Here is a 22,422-nt window from a genome sequence, read left to right on the forward strand (position 1 = left end):
CGCGTGGCGATCGCCAATGACCCGATCAAGGTCGACGGGCTGACCGAGTTCGTCCGCGCGCTCAAGCGCATCGAGGGCACCCACCCCAAGGCGATGCGGCTGGCGTTCAACGAAACCGGGAAGATCATCGTCAGTTGGGCGCAACCGCGGGTGGCGCGCAAGTCCGGCCGGGCGGCACGGTCGATCCGGGCGACGAGCACCCCGCAGCACGGCAAGGTCAGCGGCTACGGCGCCCGGGTTCCGTACGGACCGTGGCTTGATTTCGGTGGCCGGGTGGGCAAGAAGCGGTCGGTGCGCCGCGAGTTCATCCCGAGTGGACGCTACATCTACCCAGGCTACGCGGCCAACGTCGACCAGATCGAGGACGAGCTGCTCGGCCAGCTCGTCGCGGTGGTCGAACAGGCCGGGCTGGCGGTGGAGAATGGCTAGCAAGCCCACGGTCACCCTGACCTACGCCGGCGACGCCGACAAGCTCGACCGGGCCACCAAGCGCGCCCAGCAGTCGGTGACCGAGATGGGCGACAAGGTCAAGCGCGAGTCGGAGGACGTGGCCAGCCGCACCGAGCGCGCGTCCGGCCGGCTCAGCACCGCCGTGGCCGCTGGCGGCACGGCCATGGCGGCTGGTGCCGCGGCCGGCGTGGCGCACCTGTTCAACTTGTCAAAGAGCATGGAAGCCCTGGACATCAAGGCGCAGACCGTGTTCCAGGGCGAACTGCCGGCCATCCAGCAGTGGGCCGAGGCCAACCGCAAGGCGTTCGGCGAGTCCACCCGCAACGTCGTCGCGATGGCCGCGAACCTGGCCGACCTGCTGAAGCCGATGGGGTTCACCACGGCGCAGGCCGCGGACATGTCCAAGAAGATCCTCGACCTGTCCGGGGCCCTGTCCCGCTGGACCGGCGGGACCAAGACCGCGGCCGAGGTGTCGGAGATCCTCGCCGACGCCATGCTCGGCGAGACCGACGGGCTCAAGGCCCTGGGCATCTCCATCTCCGCGGCCGAGGTGGACGCCAAGGCCCTGTCCATGGGGCTCGGTCAGACCACTGTGGACATGCTCAAGGTCCAGGACGCCACGCTCAAGGTGGAGAAGGCGCAGCGGGCGCTGTCCGACGCGACCGCCAAGCATGGCTCCGGGTCGCTGGAGGCCCGCAACGCCGCGCTGGCGCTGGAGAAGGCGCAGCGCAGTGTTGAGGAGGCCATGGCCGGCGGCACGTCGGAGATCTCCGACCAGGCCCGCGCGTTGGCCACCCAGCAGCTGATCCTGGAGAAGTCCACCGACGCCCAGACCGCATGGGCCAACGGCGGCCGCGCGGCGGCGGAGGCGCAGAACGCGGCCAGTTCCACCTTCGCCGAGCAGGCCGAGCGACTCGCCACGGTCGTGACACCGGTGTTCGAGAAGCTCGTCTCCGTCCTGGCGGCGGTGGCCGACTGGGTGTCCCGCAACCAGGAAGCGGCGATCGCGATCGGCGTGGTCACCGCGGCGGTGTGGCTGCTCAACGCCGCGCTCAAGGCCAACCCCATCATCCTGATTGTCAGCCTGATCGCCGGGCTGGTGGCCGCGCTGGTGGTGCTGTGGACCCAGAGTGAGACCTTCCGCAACATCGTGACCGGAGTGTTCCGCACGGTCGGTGACGTGATCTCCGGCGTGGTCGGCTTCGTCAAGGGATTGTGGAGCGGGCTGGTCGACTACTTCGCCACGCTTCCCGAGCGGATCGGGCAGGCGCTCGGCCGGCTCGGCGACATCATCTCCGGCGTCTTCAAGGGCGCGCTCAACATGGGGATTGATGCGATCAACTGGGGTATCCGCCGGGTCAACGACCTGATCCACGGCATCAACTTCATCAGCGGCGCGGTCGGGATCCCGGCCATACCGGACATTCCCCAGATCGCCCGACTCCACAGTGGAATCAGCGAGGTACCCGGGTTACCGGGCCAGGAGAAGATCGCCATCCTCGAGGCCGGCGAGACGGTGCACAAGCGTGGCAGCGGAGGCGGCGGCCGAGTCGAGCTGGTGGCCACGGGATCCGGCTGGTTCGCCGACATGCTCAACGCGGCCATCGCCGACGGCGCGATCGAGGCGAGGTTCCGGTGAGCCTGACGTTCCCGCGGGACCTCGTCCTGGAGATGTACCTGGGCCGCTGGGTGGACGTCGCCACCCTGCCGGAGTCCCGTCGACTGCGCCAGGTCGAGCCGGTGACGGTGAGCTGGGGCAGCTCGTCCGAGCAGTCCAAGGCCCTGGCCCCGCCCAGCACGGCCGAGGGCGTGCTGCACAACACCGGGGGGCACTGGACGCCCGGCAACCCGATGAGCGACTACTACGACTACCTGCAGGGGCGCAACGTGCCCACGCGGCTGGGCCTGCGGGTGAGCCGAGACGCGTTCGGCCGGACGGTGGCCAGCGGCTGGGACTTCAGCGACACCGGCGACGGGTGGAACGTGTCCACCAGCGGCACGGGCAGCACGGCGGTCGGGTCCGGCGTGGGCACGCACACCCAGCCCAACGCCAACGCCTACGTGATCACCTTCCTGGGGGATAGCTACGGGGACTGCGAGGCGCGGTGCTCGTGCAACGTCCAGATCGCCAACATCACCGGGGGCTCCATCGAGCCGCTGAACCTGGTGCAGCGCTACCAGCCGTCCGGCGCGTTCGCCGGGGAGCACTACCTGCTCCGAGTGGAGATGACCACGGCCGAAGCCATCAATCTGTCGATCCACCACAGCACGCTGGGAAACATCAGCGGCGGGACGATCAGCACGGGGCTGGTTCAGGCTTCCGACCGATGGTTCCGGGCCGCGTTCTACGCCGAGGGGCAGACCCTCCGAGGGAAGATCTGGGACGCGGCCAACCCCGAGCCCCTGGGGTGGCAGATCAGCGCGCACCACGATCGGCTGTCCGGCGGGTTCCCTGGGATCCGCACCGGGATCGCCGCGGGTAACACCAACCTCCCTGTGACGGCCCGCTACGACGACTGGGAGCTGATCCTGCGCCGCCACTCCGGCGAGTTGACCAAGCTGCAGCCGTCCTGGGACGTGTCGCACAAAGTCAAGACGGCCGCAGTGAAGATGGCCGACGTGACCCAGCGGCTCGGCCGCTCTCAGCGGGCGAGTCTGTCCTCGGCTCCGCGTCGATACCTCACGACGTCGCACTCTGAGATGACCGCGTCGGACTTCTGGGCGCTGGACGAGGCACCGACCGCGCCGGCCCGGGGAGTGAGCGCGCTCGGCAAGGCCCCGGCGACGTTCCAGCAGGAGACCGGCGTGTCGCCGAACCGCGGGGCCGTCACCTGGGGCGCGACGGACGCGGTGCACACGGCGGTGCCCGGGTTCGTCGGCCTCAACAACGGCGGCCGGCTGATCTTCCCCGTCGACTCGTCCGGGCTGGGCTCGGCCTTCTCGGCTATGTGGTCCATGCGGCTGTCCCCCGACGCCGGGGCCCAGATCTTCCTGTCCACGACCACGGTCACCAATCGCCATGTGTTCTTCCTCTACACCGACGGCACCTACGAGCTGTTCAGCAACCCCAGCGCCGGCGTGGTGTCCTCAGGGACGATCACCGGCGACGTCGGCTGGGCCGACCAATGGGTGACGCTGGGTGTGTGCGCGTTCCCGACCGGCGCGGAGATGGACATCCGGGTCTTCATCAACGGCGTCAACGTGGGCGGCGGGTTCGTGGCCGCGGACGCCGGCTACGCCGGGCTCCGGGAGATCCTGGTGCACGTCCCCCAGCCGACCACGGGCGGCCAGGGCGACTCCTACTTTTCCACCCTGTTCGTCACGCCGCAGCGGTTCGATACCTTCCTGGGCTCGGAGTTCCTCGGCGAGAAGGTCTCCAACATCATCATGGGCTGGCCCGGGGAGAAGTCGGGGCTGCGCGCGTTCCGGCTGACGGCCGAGGAAGGCGTGCCATTTGACTACTGGGGCGACCTCGGCCAGACCAGGGCCATGGGGCCACAGCGTCCCTTGCCGCTGCTGGACCAGCTCGTCGAGTGCGCCGAAGTGGACGGTGCGCTGCTCTACGCGCCGCGCTACACCACGGGCGTCGCGTTCCGCGGCCGGCGCGCCATGGCGGCTCGGGCGGCCGACTGCACGCTGTCCTACTCGGCCAACATGGTCGCGCCCACGTTCGCCCCGAGCGCCGATGATCGGCCCACGGCCAACCTGGTCAAGGCCGAGCGGACCAATGGCGGACACGTGTTCGTCGAGCAAGCCACCGGACCCATGAACACCGACGACCCGGGCACCGGACCGGACGCGGCCGGCACATCCCCGGCCCAAACCACGGTCAACGCGCAGTCCGACGCCCAACTCGGCGACGTGGGCGGCTGGGTGCGGGCCCTGGGGACCGTCCCCGAGGTCCGGTTCCCGCGGGTGTCGGTGAACCTGCGGGCCCCCGCGCTCAACGACGTCGCCGGCCTGACGGCCCAGCGAGCCCTACTGGCCCTGCGCCCGGGGGACCGGCTGCTCGTCACCGGCATGCAGGCCGCGGACGTGTATCGCGACCTGGACCAGCTCGTCCGCGGGGGCAAGGAGACCTACCGCGACGCGTTCGGCCACAAGGTGGAGCTCAACGCCGGGCCCTATGAGAAGTACCGGGCTGCCGTCTACGGCGACTCGGCCAGCCGCTACGACGGCGCGGTGACCACATTGGACGCCCAGCTCACCGCCGGGACCACCGGTGCCCGCAACGTCACCACGACATCGGGTCCGGTTTGGACCACGGCGGCCGGGGCGTTCCCGCTCGCCGTGGTGATTGGCGGGGAGCGCTGCACCGTCTCAGGAATCACCGGAACGGGCGCCGCCCAGGTGATGACGATCTCGGCCCGCGCCCAGAACGGCGTCAGCAAGACGCACCCCGCCGGTACCCGGGTGTACCTGGCTGACCCCGTCTACTACTGCTGAGGAGGTGCGCCCGGTGGCGCTGACTGGCGACAAGGTGGTGGCCACGGCCACCGTCTCGGACACCCAGACGACCGTGGGGACCACCACGTCAACCTCGTTCACTGCGACGCTGACCGGCGGAACCACGTGCGGCGTGGCGTTCGTCGCCCCGCCCAGCGGTCAGGTGATCGTATTCAACACCGCCGGCATGGCCAACTCTGAGGCCACGTACACGTTCACCGGGTTCGAGGTGCGCACCGGGGGCGTCGTCGGCAGCGGCACGGTATTCCTGGCCGCGGACGACACGCGCTCGCTGCGGGTGGCCGAAGACAACTTCATCCGCTACACCGTGGCCCACCTGGTGACCGGCCTGACCGCGGGCAGCACGTACAACGTGCGGCAGATGTTCCGCACCAACGCGGGAACCCTGAACGTCTCGGAGAAGCACCTGATCGTGCAGCCCCAGCCCTAATCCCCCGCTCGTTTGCCACAGGAGGTGAAACCTAGATGGTCGAAGTCCCGCCCGGCTCGGTCGTGATCACACCAACCGAGCTGTACAAGGAGATGCAGGGCATCGACTCCAAAGTGGACGACATCCGGGCCGACCTCAAGGCCGTGCTGCCAATGGTGCCCGATCACGAAACCCGGATCCGCGCGCTGGAGAAGCGCATGTGGGTCATGGCCGGCGCGGCGACGGTGCTCGGCGGCGGGCTCGGCAAGTTGATCAGCGTGTGGACCGGAGGCTGACGTGACGATCTTCGGCTTGGACATCTCCCACCACCAGGACGAGCGGCTGGACCTGGCCCGCGCGAAGCGGGAAGGCATCGAATTCGTGTTCATCAAGGCGACCGAGGGCGTCGGGTTCAACGACGCGGAGTTCGCCGGCAACCTCGCCGAGGCGCGCGCCGCCGGGTTGCTCGTCGCCGCGTACCACTATCAGCTGTCCGGACCGGCCGCGCCGCAGGTGGCCAACGTCCGCGACTCGGTGCCTCTGGACGTGCCGGTGATCCTGGACGTCGAGGCGCGCAGTGGATCCGTGGCGCTGACTCGCGAGCTGGTCGACCGGTTGCGCGCCGCCGGCTACCGGGTGCCGCTGCTGTATCTGCCGCGCTGGTACTGGCAGCAGATCGGCTCGCCCGGCCTGGCCGGGCTGCCGCCGCTGTGGAGCTCCCGCTACCCGGACACCGTTGTCGGGTCCATTCAGGACGAATGGGCCGACGTGCCCGCGCACTACTGGAACGGCTACGGCGGCCTCGACGTGGCCGTCCTGCAGTTCACGTCGTCGGCCGCGATCGCCGGCCACCAACCCATCGACGCCAACGCCTACCGAGGCACCAGGGAACAACTCGCCGCGCTGCTCGGCGGCGGACAGGAGGTTGACATGACCGGCGAAGAGCACGAGTGGCTGCGGCAGATCTACGAGGCACTGTCCCAGCCGTACGTGCAGAACGATCACCAGTGGCTCGGCAATCTGCTCGCGACGCTCGGCCGGTACCTGCCGGCCGAGACCGACTCGGTGACCGAGGCCGGCGGCGTGGCCAAGGTGCTCGAGGCCCTCGTCGCCGACGTGGCCGAGCTCAAGGCTCGACCGCCGGTTCAGCTCACCGCCCAGCAGATCGCGCTGCTGGCCGACGAGCTGGCCGCCCGTGGCATCACCGGGATCACCGCGGCCGAGCTGATCGACATCCTGTCCGGCGTCCGGCTGGCGCCGGCGCAGCCTGAAGGGAGCACCGCATGATGGACAACGACCGGCCGCAGCCACTCCGCGATGCGGCCTCACAGCTGACCCGAGTGGTCGGCGTGCTCGGCTCGCTGGTCGCCGCGCTGGCCGGGTTCGGCATCCTCACCGTGGCGCAGCAGGACGCCATCGTCGGGCTGCTCGGCGCGATCCCCGGCCTGGTCACGCTCGTCACATCGGTGCTGGTCGCATTCGGCATCGTGCGCCAAGCCGAGCCGGTGGTCACGCCACTGGCGGACCCGCGCGACGCCCAGATGCGCCCGCTGATCTACGGACCGAGCGTCTCCTACCGCTCTGACGGCTGAGTCGCTACGCGAGGAAGGTGCCCCGGCCGGGCGCGACGACCACCACTCCGCGCTCGGCCAGGTCCCGGATCGCCCGCGCCACGGTGCCCAAGCTGACCCCGTACTGTGCGGCGAGCACCTCCCGCCGCGGCAGGCGCCGGCCGAACTCGCCGGCCGCGGCCCGCTCGGCGACGTGATCAGCGACCTGGTGCCATAGGTACTCCGCGCCCCCCATGTCCAGCACGTACATCGGCCCGCGCCGGCCTCGGGATGTGTTCACGCCCCGTCGAGTTTCCCGGATGGCTCTTCGGTTTCGATCACAACATCCTGCTGCCGGCACTGCTCAGCCACCGCTTCGAGCATCTCGGCCATGTGCGTCCACTGGCCCGGCCGGATGTGGCCGGGCACGATCCGCGCAACGAACGGTGGGATGAAGCCGTGCAGCGCCATCAGCGCACGACCAAGTACCACCTGCTCCTGCGGCACCGCGGTAGACGGCGGCGCCGATGGAGTGGACGGGTCAGGCATGGACGGGTCAGGCATGGCAACGCCGTCGGTGCGCGGCCACGTGCTCGGCGAGATCCTCCTGCGTGGCACCGCAGATCAGCGACCGGCACCCCGGCTCACCGCACCCCTGGCCGAGCAACCGCGTCGGTGCCGGCTCGGGCGACAGCAGGCACTCCCCAGCGGCCAGCCGCACACCGTCCAGCCACGGGCCGAACAGCCGCAACAGATCGGCACCGACAGGCTTCTGCCGCCAGCTCACGACGACCACCCGCGCATCTCCCGGGCAACCCGCCGGGCCTCCCGCACCGCCTCAAGCAGCTGCGCGTCCGAATCCTCGGGCAGCATGCACCGTCCGCTCGGCGGAGGCACCAGCACGACCTCGCCCCCGGCGATGGTCACCACGAGTTCCCGCTGCTGTCCTGCACCCACCGACACGGGCACGGTCCACTGCATCGGCTCGGGCCGCGGCGCCGGGGGCGGTCCTGGCGTGTGCGCCACCTGTTCGTCACCTCCCGTCATGGGAAGGGTCGGCAGTAACCTGGGGTAGATACAGACGTTGACCGTTGATCAGCGAGCAGGGTCAACGGCGGAGACAGGGCAACGGGCAGCATGACCACGTTCGGTGACCGTGCGCGCGAGCTGATGGCTGCGCGGGACATCAGCTTGCGCGAGTTGGCCCGGCGCACGTTCTACGACAAGGCGCACCTGTCGCGCGTGCTCAACGGCCACAAGGCGGCCGGCGCCGAGCTGGCTGCGCGGCTCGACGCCGAGCTTGGCGCGGATGGCTCTCTGGTCGCCCTGGCCGATGAGCGGCTGGCCCTGGCCGAGGAGTGCCCGCACCGTGTGGACGGGGCCGTGCTGGACAGCGTGGCCGCGCTGCTGGGTGCCACGCGCCGGTTGGAGGACGTCACCTCGGCCGCCACGGTGCTGCCAACGGTGCGCGAGTACCTGACCATGGTGGAGCGGTTCGCCGCCGAGGCTGGTTCGTCGGTGCGCCCGGCCGCGGTGGGGCTGGCGTCGGAGTTGCACCAGTACGCCGGGTGGCTGCATGTGCCGCTGCGCCGCTGGCAGGTCGCCGAGCGGCTCATGGACCGGGCGACCGTGCTGGGCATGGAGGCCGACGACCCGCAGCGGACCGCCACCGCGCTGTCGTTTGCCGGCTACACCGCGATGCGCCGCGGTGACTTCCGCCGAGCCGACGCGCTCAGCGAGGCGGCCGCGCGGGACACCCGAGTGGACGTCGGCCTGCGCACGTACGTGACCTACCAGCGGGCCGAGGTGCTCGCACTCAACGGCGAACCGACCGACGCCTACCGGCTGCTCGGCCAGGCCGATGCGATGGTCGACCACCTGCCGGACCCGGCCGAACTGCCGGACGCCGGCTACTGGTACACCCCGGCGTTCTTCCTGGGCAACCGCGCGTTCGTGCTGGACAAGCTCGGCGAGCACGCCGTGGCGAAACGGATCATGGCCGAGTCGCTGGCCGAACTACCCGAGCAGTGGCGCACTTCCGAGTGGGCCGAACGGCGCCGCGCATTCGTTGCTGCATAAGGAAAACCAGCCACTTACGGGATCCCCGCTAAAAGTGGCTAGTCAGGGGCAGATGAACCTGATCGCGTTGCGCACCCGCTGCAGCCCGAGCTCGTACGCCTTTGTGCCCGGCGGGCTCACCATGCTCGGCCCGCCCACCATCTCCTGGTACACCTCAAAATCGGACAGGCCGCGTGCGTGGAATTCGCAGATGGTGAATCCGATGTTCGTCAGTTGCCGGTCGGTGGCCGGGCCGCCCCAGAACTCGTCGAACGGGTGCTCGGCCTCGAGGAATCCAGCCATCCCTGTCTTAGTCGACGCCGAGTCGGCCGGGGCTGCCGATAGCACGATCGCCAAGCATGCCAACGCTGCGACAACCCGCATAGTCCTGCGCATGCCTCCTGCATCGCACGTAGCCATGTGCACGTTGCGCCTCACCGGGCACGCTCCCGGTAGGCGCGCCTGGTCGGTCGGTTGTTCCGTCTCTGTTCCGTCAGACGTCCAGTCACGGCCGTCATCGGCCAACGCTGACAAACGGGAAAGTGCCAGTTCAGATAGGTGATCGGCAGGGTTCGCGCTGGTAGGAGATTCGTGGCTCTGAGAACACCCAGATCTACGAAGGCACCAACCAAATCCAGCGCCTCGTCATGGCCCGCCATCTCCTGCGCTGACGCCCGCGTCCGGTTGCTCAGAAGTCGGCGCAGCTCGCCGTGGCCAGCGGGCCCGATGCGGTGCTGGTCTTGGCCTCGTTCCCGTCGATCACGACCTTGCAGGTGACCGTGCCGCCGCCGGTCCCGGCCGTGACGACGAGCGAGCCACCCTTGCCGAGCCCGGTCGTCTCGACCCGCTTGGTCCACGGGAGCGTCGCGGCCGTTTCCTGGCTGGAGTTCACCCCGTCGCCGAAGGTGGTGTAGGTGATCGTGACCTCCTCGGCGTCGCCGGTAACCTCGTACACCACGGTGGCGACCCGGTTCGATTCCTCGCGGACGTCGTCGACGGCCTTGGTGAAGACCGCGGCCCACAGAATGCAGATCGCCAGGCCGAGCGCGGACAGCACGACGCCGGCGACCGCGAGGCCCTTGTTGGTCGCCCGACCCTTGTTTGCCCGGCCGAGCCCGACCAGGGAGAGGATCAAACCGAGGATCACCAGCGGCCACGCGACGACGCCGATGAGCGGCACCGGCGAGAAGACCAACCCGACCAGCCCGAGCACGAACCCCGCCGTGCCGAGCCCATTCTCCGCCCTGAACACAGGCCTTTGAGTGTCGTGTTGCCCGAGGTGCGGCTGTGACATTTTGTACTCCTCCAGCTCATCGTCGAGCCCCGCGGGCCTCATTGGCCCGCAGGGGCCACTCGCTCCATCTGGTCGCGATGATGGACAGTTAGCAGGGCTCGCCGAAGACGGTTCCAAAGTCCTCGAAGGAGGGGGCTTTGGGCCCCATTCATAGGGTCTTTCGGCCCTAAGGTCGATCCTGTCCACTGTGGAGTGTGGAGGCACCATCGGTTTCGACGATGATTCCCGGTTTCCGACCCGGGCGGGGATTGTGCGATATCCCCACCCGGGCTCGCATGCCGGGATGTGCGTTGTCAGCGCACAATACAGTCGCTCGGTATCACCCCCAGGTGTTCGCAACAGATGCGAATCGAGACTCGATGAGGGTACTGCGGCGGCAATGGGGGCGCAAGGCGGAGATTATGTCAACTCGATTGTGGTGCGTTCGGTCGAGCGATGGGTGGGTAGCTTGGCCGGGTCGGGATTGGTGACCAGGACGAGGGAGGCGGCGCCGGCGAGGACGGCCAGGAAGGAGTCGGTGAGACCGTCGGGAAGTGTCCAGTCGCGTGTGGACAGTACGCGGGAACCCGGGGTGAGGCCGAGTGCGGCGGCGCGGATCCGGGCGGTGGCGACGACGTCGTCGACCGGCGTGCCGCACAGGGCCGGCGTGGTGCCGGGAACCGGTGTGAGGGCGAGGAAATCGTCGGCGTGCAGGCGGGACTCGGCGATGTAGTCGAGGGTGTCGGTGGCCGGGCCGAGGTCGCGGCCCATCGGGTCGAGCGAGGCGACCGCGACGGCGTGCGCGCCGGGGGCCGAGCCGGACGGGGGCACGACGGCGAGCGTGGCGCCGGCGGGATCGGACGTGACGTGGGCGCCGCACCACCAGGCGCCGAGCAGGACGGCGGCGGTCTGCCAGTGGGCCGGGAGCAGGACGGCGACCGGGGAGCCGGGCTGGACGTCGAGGTCGTCGGCCAGCCAGTTGGCCGTCTTGGCGGCCCAGTTTGCCATCGTGGCAACGGAAAGCTCGACCCGGGTGCCCGCCGCGTCGTCGTAGTGGGTGATCAGCGGCCGGCCCGCCGCCATGGTCAGCAGTGGGCGCAGCAGTGCCTCGGTGATGCTCAACACGCGCTCCGGTTAGTCGACGCAGGGAACGGAGTATCTCGCGGCGCCGTTGAGGTCGAGCAGGCGAGGTCCGGCGAGGCCGGGCTGCTCCTCGACCGGGGGCGTGGGCGGGGGTGGGGGTGTGGCGGTGATGAGCTGGGCGACGTAGCCGTGCACGGCGGGAATGTCGACGGTGACGATGCTCTGGCCGCGGTCGTTGCGGGCGCCGACGCCGGTGACGGGGATGGTGACGAACTCGACCGTGCCGGAGGCCAGGGCCTGCGCCTGGTTGACCAGGTCGAGGAAGTGCAGGCCGGGATCCATGACGACGGTCTTGGACACGGCGTCGGCGAGCGCGTTGAGCTTGTCGGTGTCGGTGAGCATGCCGCCGGAGAGCACCTTGTTCATGGCCGAGGACAGGAAGGTCTGCTGGCGGACGATCCGGTCGAGGTCGCCGCGCGGGAGGTTCTTTCGTTGGCGCACGAAGGAAACCGCGTCGGCGCCGCGGACCACCTGTCGGCCGCGGCGGAAGTTGGCGCCGGAGTCCGGGTCGCTCGTCGAGCGGTTGAGGCAGACCTCGACACCGTCGATGACCTGGGTGAGCAGGTAGAAGCCGTACAGGGTGACCTCGGCGTAGTGGTCGACGCGCACGCCGGTCAGGCCCTGCACGGTCTGGATCAGCGCGCTGCGCCCGGCGCCGTCCGACTCGCGCTCGATCTTGGCCCGGTCCTTCTCGCCCGCGTTGACCATGTCCTGCGCCACCCGCGCCTTGGTCACGCCGAACGCACCGTTGATCTTCTCCTCGCGCCAGTTCGGCACCGGCACGTAGGTGTCGCGCGGGATCGAGATCGCGTAGCTCTTCCCGCCGTTGCGGGGAAAGCGCAGCAGGATCAGCGTGTCGGTGTTGAGCGTGTCGGTGGCCTCGGTGCGCAGCTCCCTGAGCAGGCGGGCCGAAAGCGGGTTGCCCTTGAGGTCGGTGCGGGTGTCGCTGCCCACGAGCAGGATGTCGTTGGCCCCGTCGTCGGCGGCCGGCGCCTGCGCCCCCGCCTGCTCCTGCGCGACGGCCAGCGCGTCGGTGGTGTTGACGCTGTCCTGCAGCATGTCCACCCGGGTCCGGAGCACGGTCATGGCCACCAGCGCGGCCACCGACAGCAGGGCGAGCAGGATCCGGCCGGCAACAAGGAAGGCGGACGGCCGGCGGTCACCCGGCAACTCGTCGTCGACCACCGACCCGACGGCGGGGGTGAACTCGGTCGGCTCGTCGTCCGGCGACCGTGCGGCCGGGTTGTCCTCCACGCTGCTCCCTCCCCCGTTCCCGTAAGCCAGGCTAACCAAAATTGCCGCACAGGTCTTGCGCCGACCAGCGGAGACGCGTTAGTTCACGCAGGTGAGGTGTCCGGCAACGAGTGGCTGCGGGAGGGCGGCGCCGGACCCGGGCGGCGTACCCGGTGTGCTCGGCGAGGTCGGTGTGCTCGGCGAGGTCGGCGCCAGCTCGACGGCCCGGCCGCGGGCGAGGCCCTGGTTCGCCCCGGCCGGATAGTCGGTGCCGAGCACCACGCGTACCTGGCCGGGACGCAGGGTCAGGTCGGGCTCGAGCGCGAACTCGAAGCCGAGCGCGCTCGCGACCACCTGCGCGTTGAGCTGCTCGCCTGCGGCGTACCGGACCACCGACACCGCCTGCACCGGCGCGTCACCGGTGTCGCCGCGGCGGAATCCCTGCTGCGCCAACCGGTCCAGCACCGACGCGGCCAGGCCCGTGGTCTCCGACCCGTTGCGCACGCTGACCGTGATCGCGCTCGGGGCCTGCGGGGTGGGCACCCCGGCGTCGCGGTTGGTGGTCGGGACCGGCCGGGTGGTGGTCGTGGTCGTGGTGGGCGCCGGAGTGTCGAGCCGCGGCTCTTCCTCGGTGTCGTCCCGCGCGGTGCGGGCCGAGCCGTCGCTGGTCAGCGCCGCCACGAACCGGTGCACCTCGGCCGGATCCACCTTGATCACGTCCGCGCCGCCGATCTTGGCGCCGCCCTGCGTCGGGATCGTGTAGAAGTCGATGTTCCCGCTGGTCAGGCCCTGCATCTGGGCGGCGAAGCGGGACAGCTCCCAGCCCTTGCTGAGCACGACCGACCGCTGCACCGCGCCGATCAGCTCGCGCACCTTCGTCGGGCTGGTCAGCATCTCCGCGGACAGCACCTTGTCGGCCAGCGCGCCGAGGAACGCCTGCTGCCGCACGATCCGATCCAGGTCGCCGTTGGGCAGCTCGTAGCGCTGGCGCACGAACGCCAGCGCGCCGGCGCCCTCGATGATCTGGCGGCCCTTGGGGAAGCTGGCCCCGGACTTCGGCTCGTCGACCGCCTCGTTCAGGCACACCTCGACGCCGCCGATGGCCTTGGTGATCTCGTAGAAGCTGGCCAGGTTGACCTCGGCGTACCGGTCGATGGTGACCGCCCTGCCGATGAGCTGCTCGATCGTGGCGATCAGGTTCTTGCGCCCGATCGCCGACGCCTGCGCCTCGAGCTCCGGGTCCCGCAGCGTCCTGGACAGCTCCTTGCGGGCGTCGTTCCAGGCGTAGGCGAACGCCGAGTTCAGCTTGTGCTTGCCGAACCCGCCGGCGAGCTCCACCCAGGTGTCGCGCGGAAACGAGATGGCCACCGCCCGGGTGCCGTCCACCGGGATGTGCACCAGGATCATGGTGTCGGTGTTGCGCTCGCCCTCGTACCGCCCGGCGTGCAGCATGTCGAGCACCTCGCGGGGCAGCGGCTTGCCGGTGGCGTCGGTGCGGCTGTCCACTCCGACCAGCAGGATGTCCACGGCGCCGTCGAGCGGGACCCGGGTGTCGGTCACCCCGGGCTCGATCACGTCGGTGGTGACGGTGTGGTCGTCGATGTCACCGAACGCCCAGTAGCCGTAGCCCATCGTGCCGAGCACCCCGATCGACACCAGGGCGGCAACCGTGCGGCCGAGCCCGAGGCCGACCCCGCGCAGCCGGGTGCGCCGATCGGATGGATCCCCCAGGTCGGAGCCGGTCTCAGGGTGTGAGGGCGCGGTCGGCTCGAGGCCGTTCGCATCCTCGTGCGCACGCTCGTCCACGCGCTCTCCCCGTCCCCGGCCGCACCCCGGACCGTCAGGATACTGTTTGCCCGCTGCGGCGTCCTGTCTCGTTATACGTCACAGCGGCCGCCGAGGTTTGCCGCGCATGAAACACTCGGCGTGCGGACCGCGATGATCGGCAGGACTCAGCGACGCGAGGACGGGTGTAGCCCATGCGGGTGTTGGTGACCGGCGGGGCCGGGTTCATCGGATCGAACTACGTGCGGCGGGCGCTGTCCGGCGCCTACCCCACGCTGGCCGACGCCGAGGTGGTGGTGCTGGACAAGCTGACCTACGCGGGCAACCTGGCCAACCTGGCGCCGGTCGCGGACAGCCCCCGGCTGCGGTTCGTGCGCGGCGACATCTGCGACGCCGCGGTGGTCCGCGAGCTCACCGCCGGTGTCAACCTCGTGGTGCACTTCGCCGCCGAGTCGCATGTGGACCGATCGATCCTTGGGGCGGCCGACTTCGTGCTCACCAACGTGGTCGGCACGCACACGCTGCTGCAGGCGGCCGTGGACGCGGGCGTGCGCAAGTTCGTCCATGTGTCGACCGACGAGGTGTACGGCTCCATCGAGCACGGCTCGTGGCCGGAGACCCACGTGCTGGAGCCGAACTCCCCGTACTCGGCGTCGAAGGCGTCGTCGGACCTGCTGGCCCGCTCGTTCTACCGCACGCACGGCCTTCCGGTGTGCGTCACCCGGTGCTCCAACAACTATGGGCCGTACCAGTTCCCGGAGAAGGTCATCCCGCTGTTCGTGACGAACCTGATGGACGGGCTGAAGGTTCCGCTCTACGGCGACGGGCTCAACGTGCGCGACTGGTTGCATGTGGACGATCACTGCCGGGCCATCCAGCTGGTCGCCGACCTCGGCCGGCCCGGTGAGATCTACAACATCGGCGGCGGCACCGAGCTGACCAACCGGGAGCTGACCAACCGGCTGCTGGCCGCGCTGGGCGCCGACGAGTCGATGGTCCAACCGGTGATCGACCGCAAGGCGCACGACCGGCGGTACTCCGTGGACATCACCAAGATCAGCGAGGAGCTCGGCTACCGGCCGGAGGTCCCGTTCGACGAGGGGCTGGCGAACACCGTGGCGTGGTACCGGGAGAACCGGTCATGGTGGGAGCCGCTGAAGGAGTCCGCGGCGCTGCCCGGGAGCTGACATGGGTTTGGCGCTTCTGGTCACGGGCGGAACGGGCCAGGTCGGCCGCGAGCTGGTGGCGCGAGCCCCGGAGGATGCGGTCGTCCGGGCGCCCGGCTCGGCCGAGCTCGACCTGACCCACGCCGGCACGGTGATCGAGGCGGTGACCGCGCTTGCCGAGTCGGCCGCGGCCGACGGGCTGGACCCGGTCGTGATCAACGCGGCCGCGTACACCGCGGTGGACGAGGCCGAGTCGAACCGGGCAAGGGCGTTCGCGGTGAACGCGGACGGCCCGCGGGTGCTGGCGGCCGCCTGCTCGTCGCGCCGGGTGCCGCTGCTGCACATCTCCACCGACTACGTGTTCCCCGGCGACGGCGATCGTCCTTATGCGACGGACGATCCGGTCGGGCCGCGCTCGGTGTACGGGCTGACCAAGCTGGCCGGCGAGGACGCGGTGCTCGGCTCCGGGGCGCGGGCCTGGGTGGTGCGCACCGCGTGGGTGTACGGCGCGCACGGCGTCAACTTCGTGCGGACCATGATCCGGCTTGCCGGCGAGCGGGACACGGTGTCCGTTGTGGACGATCAGCGTGGATCGCCGACCTGGACCGGGGACCTGGCCGCCGGGCTGCTCGAGCTGGCCGCCAGGGCGGCCGGCGACGCGCCGCCGGCCGCCAGGGTGTTGCACTGCACCGGTGCCGGCGAGACCACCTGGTGCGGCCTGGCAAGGGCGGTGTTCGAGGAGCTGGGCGCCGACCCGGATCGGATCCGGCCGTGCACCACCGAGGAGTTTCCTCGCCCCGCACCGCGGCCGGCGTACTCGGTGCTGTCCAACGACTCCTGGACGGCTGCCGGACTTACCCCGTTGCGGGACTGGCGAAGCGCGCTGAGTGCGGCCTTTCCCGAGCTAGTCGAACACAAGTAGCGAGCGGGCGCCGACGCCGGCTTCCATGCGGCGGAACGCCTCCGGGATCCCGTCCAGCCCGATCCGGTGGGAGACGAGGGGCTCCAGGTCGAGGTGGCCGAGCGTGATCTGCTCGGCCAGCCACGGCAGGTCGCGGTCGGCGTCGCCGGAGCCGTAGACCGACACGGCGATCGTGCGGGCGAAGTGGTAGATCTCCAGCGCGTTCAGGCTCACCTGGTCGTCCTGGCGGCCGACGCCGACCACGGTCACCTGGCCGCCGCGGCGGGTGCAGCCCCAGGCCGCCCTGATCGTCGCCGACCGGCCGACGCACTCGAAGGCGTGGTCGGCGCCCCGCCCGCCGGTCAGCGCGCGGATCTGCTTGGCCTGCTTGTCGTGCGCGGCAACGAAATGGGTGGCGCCCGCGGCAATGGCGATCTTCTCCTTCTCCGCGGACACGTCCACCGCGATGATCGGCCCCGCCCCGGACAGCCGCGCCCCGGCGATCGCGGACAACCCGACGCCGCCCAGCCCGATCACCACGACCGACTCGCCCGGCCGGACCCGCGCCGTGTTGCGCACCGCGCCGACCCCGGTGAGCACCGCGCAGCCGAGCAGCGCGGCCAGGTCCAGCGGCACCCCGTCGGCCAGCGGCACCACCCCCGCGGCGGGCAGCACCACCTCGCCGGCGAACGCGCCGACGCCCATCGCGAGGTGCAGTGGCGTGCCGTCGTCCAGGATCCCGCCGGGCAGGCTGGCCACCCCTTCCACCGCCCTGCACAGGTACGGCTGGCCGTTGAGGCAGAACCAGCAGTGCCGGCACGGCGGCGCCCAGTTGACCACCACCCGGTCGCCCGGCGAGACCCGGGTGACCCCGGGGCCGACCGCGGCGACCACACCGGACGCCTCGTGCCCGAGCACGAGCGGGAACGACGGTCGCAGCGTGCCGTTGACCATCGACAGGTCGGAGTGGCAGATCCCGGCCGCTGCGACCCGCACCCGCACCCGGTCGGCGGCCAGCTCGGGCAGCACGATGTCCCTGATCTCGATCTCGGCGTCCCGCCCGGCAACCACGGCCGCGTTGACCACGGCACCCTCCCGTCGTCTCGTCGAGCCTTCAGGATGCCGCAGCGGCGCGCCGGTAGGAACTCACGGTCAGCTCGGCGCAGCGGCGCCAGGTGTACTCGGCGGCGTAGGCGCGGCGGGCGGCGAGGGTGCCGAGGGACAGGTGCTCGTCGAGGGCGGCGGTGAGCGCGGCGCCCATGGCTTCGCTGTCGCCGAACGGGACCAGCGTGGCGTGCCCGCCGGAGACCTCGCGCAGCGCCGGGACGTCCGAGCAGACCACCGGCACGTCGCAGGCCATCGCCTCCAGCACGGGCAGGCCGAAGCCCTCGTCGCGGGACGGCAGCACCAGCGCGGACGCGCCGGCGACCACGCTCCGAAGGTCTACATCGGACAGATAGCCGACGGCCTTGACCCGGTCCGGGACCCCGACGTGCCCGGGCCCGGCGAGCACCAGCGGCGGCAGGTCCGGGGTGATCTCGTGCGCCTTGAGCAGCCAGTCCAGCGCCTTGCGCGGGCCGGCGGCGCCCACGAACAGCAGGTACGCGGCGGGCAGCCCGATCCGCCTTGCCAGCGCCTCGCTCGGCGGCCGGGCGGTGAACCAGGCCGGGTCCACGCCGAGCGGGGTCACGACGATCTTGTCGGCCGGGATGTCCAGCCGGTCCGCCACGGTGTCGGCCACCGCCCGGGTGGGGGTCAGCACCACGGCGGCGCGCCGGGCGGACAGCCGGACCAGCTCCGGCAGCCGCGCGTCGCTCGGCGGCAGATCCTCCGGCGCGTCGACGAAGGCGAGGTCGTGGATGGTCAGCACGCCGGCCGCGCGGGCCGCGGCGGGCAACACGAAGTTGGTGCCGTGCACCACGTCGGTGAACCCGGCGAACAGCTCGACCGGCGGGAACGGCACCCGCAGCCAGCTGCGCCGCAGCAACCGGGCCGGCACCGGCATGCCCCTTGCCCGGGAACCGTGCGGCAGCACCTTGCGCAGCTGCCGCCAGCCGCGCAGCGTGAACGCCACCGCCCGCATGTCCACATCGGACATGGAGGCGAGCTCCTCGGCGAGCGCCGCGGTATAGCGGCCGATGCCGGTGCGGGCGCCGAGCAGCGGCGTGCCGTCGAGGAGCACGCGCAGCGGAGGTCTACTCATCCGGTCTACCCCGCCCCCGCAACCTGTTGCGCGCCAGGCGGCGCACCCGCCCCGCTGCCCGCCTTGCCAGCTCGCCGGGACCGCCGGCGTCGAGATATTCCTTGACCAGCGCGACATCCCGGCGCAGCACCTCGGCGGTCCGCAGCGGCTTGTTGCGCACCAGCGGCTCGTGCCCCGGCAGCCGGTCGGCGGCCGGCCGGGGGTCGCGGCAGAACGCGGTCAGCGGCGCGAGCACCGTCTCCCAGGTGAACCGCTCGCGCACGGCCGCGATCCGCTCCCGGGCCGCGTGCGCGAAGTCCTCGTCGTAGAGGACCCGCTCAAGCGCGTCGGCCAGCGCGGCCGGATCCTCCGCCGGGACGACGACGCCGAGCCCCTCGGCCCGCACCAGCTCGGCGAACGAGTCGCCGTCCGTGGTCACGATCGGCAGCCCGGCCCACAGGTAGTCCAGCACCCTGGTGCGGAACGCGAACGTGGTCTCCACGTGCTCGTAGTGCGTCGTCACCCCGCAGTCCGCGTCGAGCAGCCAGTTCTGCCGCTCGGCGTAGGGAACCCAGCTCTCGTTGAAGAACACGTGCCGCCCGGTGAGGCCGAGCCGCTCGGCGAGGAGTCGCGTTTGGACACCGATGTCCATGTCCGGCACCTCCGGGTTGGGGTGCCGCATGCCCAGAAACACCAGCCGCACGTCACCACGCCGCCGGATGAGCCGGTCCATCGCGTGCAGCAGCGTGAGCGGGTCAAACCAGCTGTACACCCCGCCGGCCCAGAGCACCACCTTGTCGGTGTCGGCCACGAGGTTTCCCTTGATGGGCGAGGCGGTGCGCTGCGGAGGCTTGCCCGGCAACCCGAACGGCGCCACGGCCAGCAGCGAGCGCACCGTGGGGTCGTTGTCGTACAGGGCCGGGGTGAGCCGGCCGATCGCGGCCAGGTGGCCGAGCCAGAGGTGCCGTTGCCGCTCCGACGCGCACAGGAAGAAGTCGCCGCGCTCGAGCTGGGCGGTGAGCACCCTGGTGACCCCGATCAGGTCCAGCTCACGCTGCTCGTCGCTGTCGGACCTGGCCAGGTCGCGGCCCTGCTCGAGCAGCTCGAGGTGCATCGGGTCGTACATGTCGCAGACCACGATCGTGCCCGAGTCACGCCTCTTGAGGCCCGGCACCAGCTCAAGCACGTGACCCTGCAGCACCACGACGTCCGCCCAGTCCACATGGGAGCGCAGCTCGGATCGCCGGGCGGGCAGCACCGGGAAGGGCGCATCGGGCGGCTCGCAGGTCGGGTTCACCGTGACCAGCCGGACGTCGTGCTCGGCGGACAGCACGTCGGCCATGTTCCACGCCCGGATCGCCGGCCCGGCCATCCGCTCGGCGATGGCGTCCCCGGTGAGCACCAGGATCCGGCGGCGCGTGCCGAACGCCTCCTCGATGCCGAACACCTCGGTCAGCACGTCGTGCGCGGCGAGGTACCGGGGCAGCGGGTACGCGGGCTCCATCGCCTTGCGCATCAAGGGAACCAGGTCCGCATCGGAGCGCACCCGCGCCGCCTGCTCGGTCTTGCGGGACGCGGCGAGCGACGGCAGCAGCTCGACGAACTGGTCGATGGCAAGCACCCCGGCCAGCGTGGTGCGCGGGATCGGCACCGTGTCCGGCTCGGCGGCGCCCCGGTCCGCCGGCCGGTTGACGATCTCCAGCTGGGTCGGGTCCACCTCGCCGCGCGCGGTGGCCCTGCGCACGGCCAGCGCCAGCGCCGCGGGCAGCACGGCGGCCAGCGTCCGGTCCGAGAAGTTCTTGTACAGCGTGGCCAACGCGTTGCGCTCGAGCAGGTACAGCTCGCGGGCGCCGTCCGGAGAGTCGACTGTGGACACCGAAGCGTGGTGCCGGTGGTAGGCAACCGATCCCGGCTCGTAGCGCACCCGCCAGCCGCGCAGGTTCAGCCGCCAGCCGAGGTCGACGTCCTCGTAGAACATGAAGAACCGCTCGTCGAAGCCGCCGAGCGCGTGGAACACCCCGGCCCGGACGAACATCGCCGAGCCGGTGGCGAACAGCACGTCCCGCGGTTCGTCGTCGGTCAGCGTGCCGGCCGGCCGCCCGGCGTGTCGCTTGTAGCCCATGCCGAACCAGGTCAGCCCGGCGTCGGCGAAGTCGATCGTCCGACCGTCCCAGTCGAGCACCTTGCTGGCCACCGCCGCCACGGTCGGCTCGGCCCGCAGCACGGCGACCGCCGCCGCCGCCCAGCCCGGATGCGGCCGCGCGTCGTTGTTGAGGAAGGCCAGCACGCTGCCGGTGGCATGCCGCGCGCCGAGGTTGCACCCACCGGCGAAGCCCAGGTTCGCCTGGGCCTCGACCAGCTCCACCCCGTCGACGCCGCGGATCCGCTCCGCGCTGCCGTCCCCGGAGGCGTTGTCCACGCAGACGATCTGCAGCCGGTCGGCCGGATACTCCAGGTCGGCACGCAGCGCGCGCAGGCAGGTCAGGGTGTCGTCGGCGCCGCGGTAGTTCACCACGATCACCGACAGGGTCGGCAGCAGCGCCGGGTCGGGCACGGGCACTCCTTCGGCAACTCGGATGGTGCATAGATTGCCGTATGGCCACCGGGGCCGTGCGCTCAACCGGCCAATTGAGCGGTCGCCGTACGCCACACGGTGGTGCGGTCGACCGTGGCGCGGCGGCCGATCCGGCGTCGTTGCAGGACTGTGGGGACGAGGCGGAGCGCGACCTCGGCGAGGACACGCACGCGTAAGCGCAGCCGGAAGTTCAGCGTATCGGGTACTCGCCTGCGCACCGGGAGCAGCGCGGTGATCGCGGCGAACCGGGCCAGCTCACGCAGCGCAACGGCGGCCGGGGCGCAGCGGATCAGCATCAGCAGGCGGTTGCGCTCGTTCCACAGGTGGAACCGGCGGGAGCCCGGCCGGGTGCTGGCGCCGTGCACGTGCACCACACGGGCGGCCGGGGCGGTCCGGATCGTCCAGCCGGACAGCCGCAGCCGCCAGGACGTGTCGGTGTCCTCGTAGTAGCAGAAGAACCCGGCCGGGACGCCGCCGACCGCGGCCAGCGCGTCGACCCGGAGCAGGGCCGCGCCGCCGCAGAAGCCGAAGACGTCGCCGTCCGGCACGTCGGCGCCGTAGCCCAGCGGGGTGAGCCGGACCCCGACCGAGGCGGGCGCGCCGTCCGGCGACTCGAGGCGGGCGCTCACCGCGGCGGCCCGCGGGTCGGCGTCCATGGCGTCCTCGAGGGCGGCCAACCAGCCGGAATCCGGGGCGGCGTCGTCGTTGAGCCAGGCCACCAGCTCGGTGCGCACGGCCGGCAGGGCGGCGGCCAACCCGCCCGCGTAGCCGACGTTGGCCGGCAGCCGGAGCACTTCCGGACGGCTGGGATGCGCCGCGATCAGCCCGGCCGTGCCGTCGTCCGACGCGTTGTCCACAACGACCGTCCGATGTGGACGGCTCTGGGCGGCGAGGGCGTCAAGGCACCGGGTGATGTGCGCCCGCCCGCGCCAGGTCACCACCACGACGGTGGTCCGGATGTGCACGGGAGCAGACCGTACCCTGAGCCGATGCCGGAGCTCGTCGTGCTCGCCGAGCAGCTGCTTGCGCCCGTGCCCGGCGGGACCGGGCGCTACACCAGGGAGCTGCTCACCGCGCTGGCCGCGGCCGCGCCCGGCGGGTGGACCGTCACCGGTGTCACGGCCTGGCACTCCGACGTCGCGCCCGCGGCGGTGGCCGGGGTGCGCGGCCCACGCCGGCTCGCCCTGCCGCGGCGGGCGCTCGCCGGCGCGTGGGAGCGCGGGGTGCCGC

Annotated in this window: 23 protein-coding genes and 1 pseudogene; 11 read left to right on the plus strand and 13 right to left on the minus strand. The window is 71.2% G+C overall.

Going from position 1 to position 22,422, the window contains the following annotated elements:
• Positions 1 to 3 precede the first annotated feature (3 nt).
• Genes VGX25_RS35385 through VGX25_RS35415 form a run of 7 tightly spaced genes read left to right on the plus strand, consistent with a single transcriptional unit; the run spans position 4 to position 6,918 of the window.
• A complete protein-coding gene (locus VGX25_RS35385) occupies positions 4 to 429 on the plus strand; it encodes a hypothetical protein (RefSeq protein ID WP_326922353.1) in 426 nt (141 codons plus the stop codon).
• Positions 422 to 2,089, plus strand: a complete 1,668-nt coding sequence (locus VGX25_RS35390) for a hypothetical protein (RefSeq protein ID WP_326922354.1) — start codon at positions 422 to 424, stop codon at positions 2,087 to 2,089. Before VGX25_RS35385 ends, VGX25_RS35390 begins: the two co-directional genes overlap by 8 nt.
• Complete coding sequence (locus VGX25_RS35395; protein ID WP_326922355.1) at positions 2,086 to 4,896, plus strand: hypothetical protein; 2,811 nt, start codon at positions 2,086 to 2,088, stop codon at positions 4,894 to 4,896. The genes VGX25_RS35390 and VGX25_RS35395 overlap by 4 nt, the downstream gene beginning before the upstream one ends.
• A gap of 13 nt (positions 4,897 to 4,909) precedes the next feature.
• Positions 4,910 to 5,347: a hypothetical protein gene (locus VGX25_RS35400; protein ID WP_326922356.1), complete on the plus strand. Its 438-nt coding sequence runs from the start codon at positions 4,910 to 4,912 to the stop codon at positions 5,345 to 5,347.
• Between the two features lie 35 nt (positions 5,348 to 5,382).
• Positions 5,383 to 5,622 carry a hypothetical protein gene (locus VGX25_RS35405; RefSeq protein WP_326922357.1) on the plus strand — a complete coding sequence of 80 codons (240 nt, stop codon included), beginning with the start codon at positions 5,383 to 5,385 and terminating at the stop codon, positions 5,620 to 5,622.
• Position 5,623: 1 nt separating this feature from the next.
• A complete protein-coding gene (locus tag VGX25_RS35410; RefSeq protein WP_326922358.1) occupies positions 5,624 to 6,613 on the plus strand; it encodes a glycoside hydrolase family 25 protein in 990 nt (329 codons plus the stop codon).
• Entirely contained in the window at positions 6,610 to 6,918 is a 309-nt protein-coding gene (locus VGX25_RS35415) for a hypothetical protein (RefSeq protein ID WP_326922359.1), read from the plus strand. Before VGX25_RS35410 ends, VGX25_RS35415 begins: the two co-directional genes overlap by 4 nt.
• A 4-nt stretch (positions 6,919 to 6,922) precedes the next feature.
• Here VGX25_RS35415 and VGX25_RS35420 read toward each other — a convergent pair whose 3' ends face one another.
• Genes VGX25_RS35420 through VGX25_RS35435 form a run of 4 tightly spaced genes read right to left on the minus strand, consistent with a single transcriptional unit; the run spans position 6,923 to position 7,902 of the window.
• Positions 6,923 to 7,177 carry a winged helix-turn-helix domain-containing protein gene (locus VGX25_RS35420; protein ID WP_326922360.1) on the minus strand — a complete coding sequence of 85 codons (255 nt, stop codon included), beginning with the start codon at positions 7,175 to 7,177 and terminating at the stop codon, positions 6,923 to 6,925.
• Complete coding sequence (locus VGX25_RS35425; RefSeq protein WP_326922361.1) at positions 7,174 to 7,383, minus strand: hypothetical protein; 210 nt, start codon at positions 7,381 to 7,383, stop codon at positions 7,174 to 7,176. The genes VGX25_RS35420 and VGX25_RS35425 overlap by 4 nt, the downstream gene beginning before the upstream one ends.
• Before the next feature lie 49 nt (positions 7,384 to 7,432).
• Complete coding sequence (locus VGX25_RS35430) at positions 7,433 to 7,663, minus strand: hypothetical protein (protein ID WP_326922362.1); 231 nt, start codon at positions 7,661 to 7,663, stop codon at positions 7,433 to 7,435.
• Positions 7,660 to 7,902 (minus strand): hypothetical protein, encoded by a 243-nt coding sequence (locus VGX25_RS35435; RefSeq protein WP_326922363.1) that lies wholly within the window; start codon positions 7,900 to 7,902, stop codon positions 7,660 to 7,662. Before VGX25_RS35435 ends, VGX25_RS35430 begins: the two co-directional genes overlap by 4 nt.
• A 111-nt stretch (positions 7,903 to 8,013) precedes the next feature.
• On the opposite strand from VGX25_RS35435, the gene VGX25_RS35440 reads away from it, so the two are divergent.
• Positions 8,014 to 8,955, plus strand: coding sequence for a helix-turn-helix transcriptional regulator (locus tag VGX25_RS35440; protein WP_326922364.1), 942 nt, complete (start codon positions 8,014 to 8,016; stop codon positions 8,953 to 8,955).
• 42 nt (positions 8,956 to 8,997) lie between these two features.
• Here VGX25_RS35440 and VGX25_RS35445 read toward each other — a convergent pair whose 3' ends face one another.
• From VGX25_RS35445 to VGX25_RS35465, 5 genes are all read right to left on the minus strand, one after another.
• Complete coding sequence (locus VGX25_RS35445; RefSeq protein WP_326922365.1) at positions 8,998 to 9,237, minus strand: hypothetical protein; 240 nt, start codon at positions 9,235 to 9,237, stop codon at positions 8,998 to 9,000.
• Between the two features lie 385 nt (positions 9,238 to 9,622).
• Positions 9,623 to 10,186, minus strand: coding sequence for a DUF4190 domain-containing protein (locus VGX25_RS35450; RefSeq protein WP_326922366.1), 564 nt, complete (start codon positions 10,184 to 10,186; stop codon positions 9,623 to 9,625).
• A 441-nt stretch (positions 10,187 to 10,627) separates the two neighbouring features.
• Positions 10,628 to 11,329, minus strand: a complete 702-nt coding sequence (locus VGX25_RS35455; protein WP_326922367.1) for a TIGR03089 family protein — start codon at positions 11,327 to 11,329, stop codon at positions 10,628 to 10,630.
• A gap of 12 nt (positions 11,330 to 11,341) precedes the next feature.
• On the minus strand, positions 11,342 to 12,604 hold the full coding sequence (locus VGX25_RS35460; RefSeq protein ID WP_326922368.1) for an LCP family protein: 1,263 nt from the start codon (positions 12,602 to 12,604) through the stop codon (positions 11,342 to 11,344).
• A 78-nt stretch (positions 12,605 to 12,682) separates the two neighbouring features.
• Positions 12,683 to 14,389 carry an LCP family protein gene (locus tag VGX25_RS35465; RefSeq protein ID WP_326922369.1) on the minus strand — a complete coding sequence of 569 codons (1,707 nt, stop codon included), beginning with the start codon at positions 14,387 to 14,389 and terminating at the stop codon, positions 12,683 to 12,685.
• A gap of 173 nt (positions 14,390 to 14,562) precedes the next feature.
• Between VGX25_RS35465 and rfbB the strand changes: the two genes are divergently transcribed.
• Together rfbB and rfbD are read left to right on the plus strand one after the other, a co-directional pair.
• Positions 14,563 to 15,555: a dTDP-glucose 4,6-dehydratase gene (gene rfbB, locus VGX25_RS35470; RefSeq protein WP_326922370.1), complete on the plus strand. Its 993-nt coding sequence runs from the start codon at positions 14,563 to 14,565 to the stop codon at positions 15,553 to 15,555.
• A 1-nt stretch (position 15,556) separates the two neighbouring features.
• Entirely contained in the window at positions 15,557 to 16,456 is a 900-nt protein-coding gene (gene rfbD, locus VGX25_RS35475; protein WP_326922371.1) for a dTDP-4-dehydrorhamnose reductase, read from the plus strand.
• Here rfbD and VGX25_RS35480 read toward each other — a convergent pair.
• From VGX25_RS35480 to VGX25_RS35495, 4 genes are read right to left on the minus strand one after another with little or no spacing between them, the layout of a single operon-like run.
• The gene (locus tag VGX25_RS35480) at positions 16,439 to 17,521 is read right to left on the minus strand and encodes an alcohol dehydrogenase catalytic domain-containing protein (RefSeq protein WP_326922372.1); all 1,083 of its coding nucleotides are present in this window, start codon (positions 17,519 to 17,521) and stop codon (positions 16,439 to 16,441) included. The genes rfbD and VGX25_RS35480 overlap by 18 nt on opposite strands.
• A gap of 28 nt (positions 17,522 to 17,549) precedes the next feature.
• Positions 17,550 to 18,638, minus strand: coding sequence for a glycosyltransferase family 1 protein (locus tag VGX25_RS35485; RefSeq protein WP_326922373.1), 1,089 nt, complete (start codon positions 18,636 to 18,638; stop codon positions 17,550 to 17,552).
• Positions 18,631 to 21,177, minus strand: coding sequence for a glycosyltransferase (locus VGX25_RS35490; protein WP_414636088.1), 2,547 nt, complete (start codon positions 21,175 to 21,177; stop codon positions 18,631 to 18,633). The genes VGX25_RS35485 and VGX25_RS35490 overlap by 8 nt, the downstream gene beginning before the upstream one ends.
• A gap of 56 nt (positions 21,178 to 21,233) precedes the next feature.
• Positions 21,234 to 22,157 carry a glycosyltransferase family 2 protein gene (locus VGX25_RS35495; protein WP_326922375.1) on the minus strand — a complete coding sequence of 308 codons (924 nt, stop codon included), beginning with the start codon at positions 22,155 to 22,157 and terminating at the stop codon, positions 21,234 to 21,236.
• A gap of 24 nt (positions 22,158 to 22,181) precedes the next feature.
• Between VGX25_RS35495 and VGX25_RS35500 the strand changes: the two are divergent.
• Positions 22,182 to 22,422 (plus strand): annotated as a pseudogene (locus tag VGX25_RS35500) (glycosyltransferase family 1 protein); the annotation flags it as partial.

The organism is Actinophytocola sp. (assembly GCF_035942955.1).
Taxonomy (GTDB): Bacteria; Actinomycetota; Actinomycetes; order Mycobacteriales; family Pseudonocardiaceae; genus DASYTH01.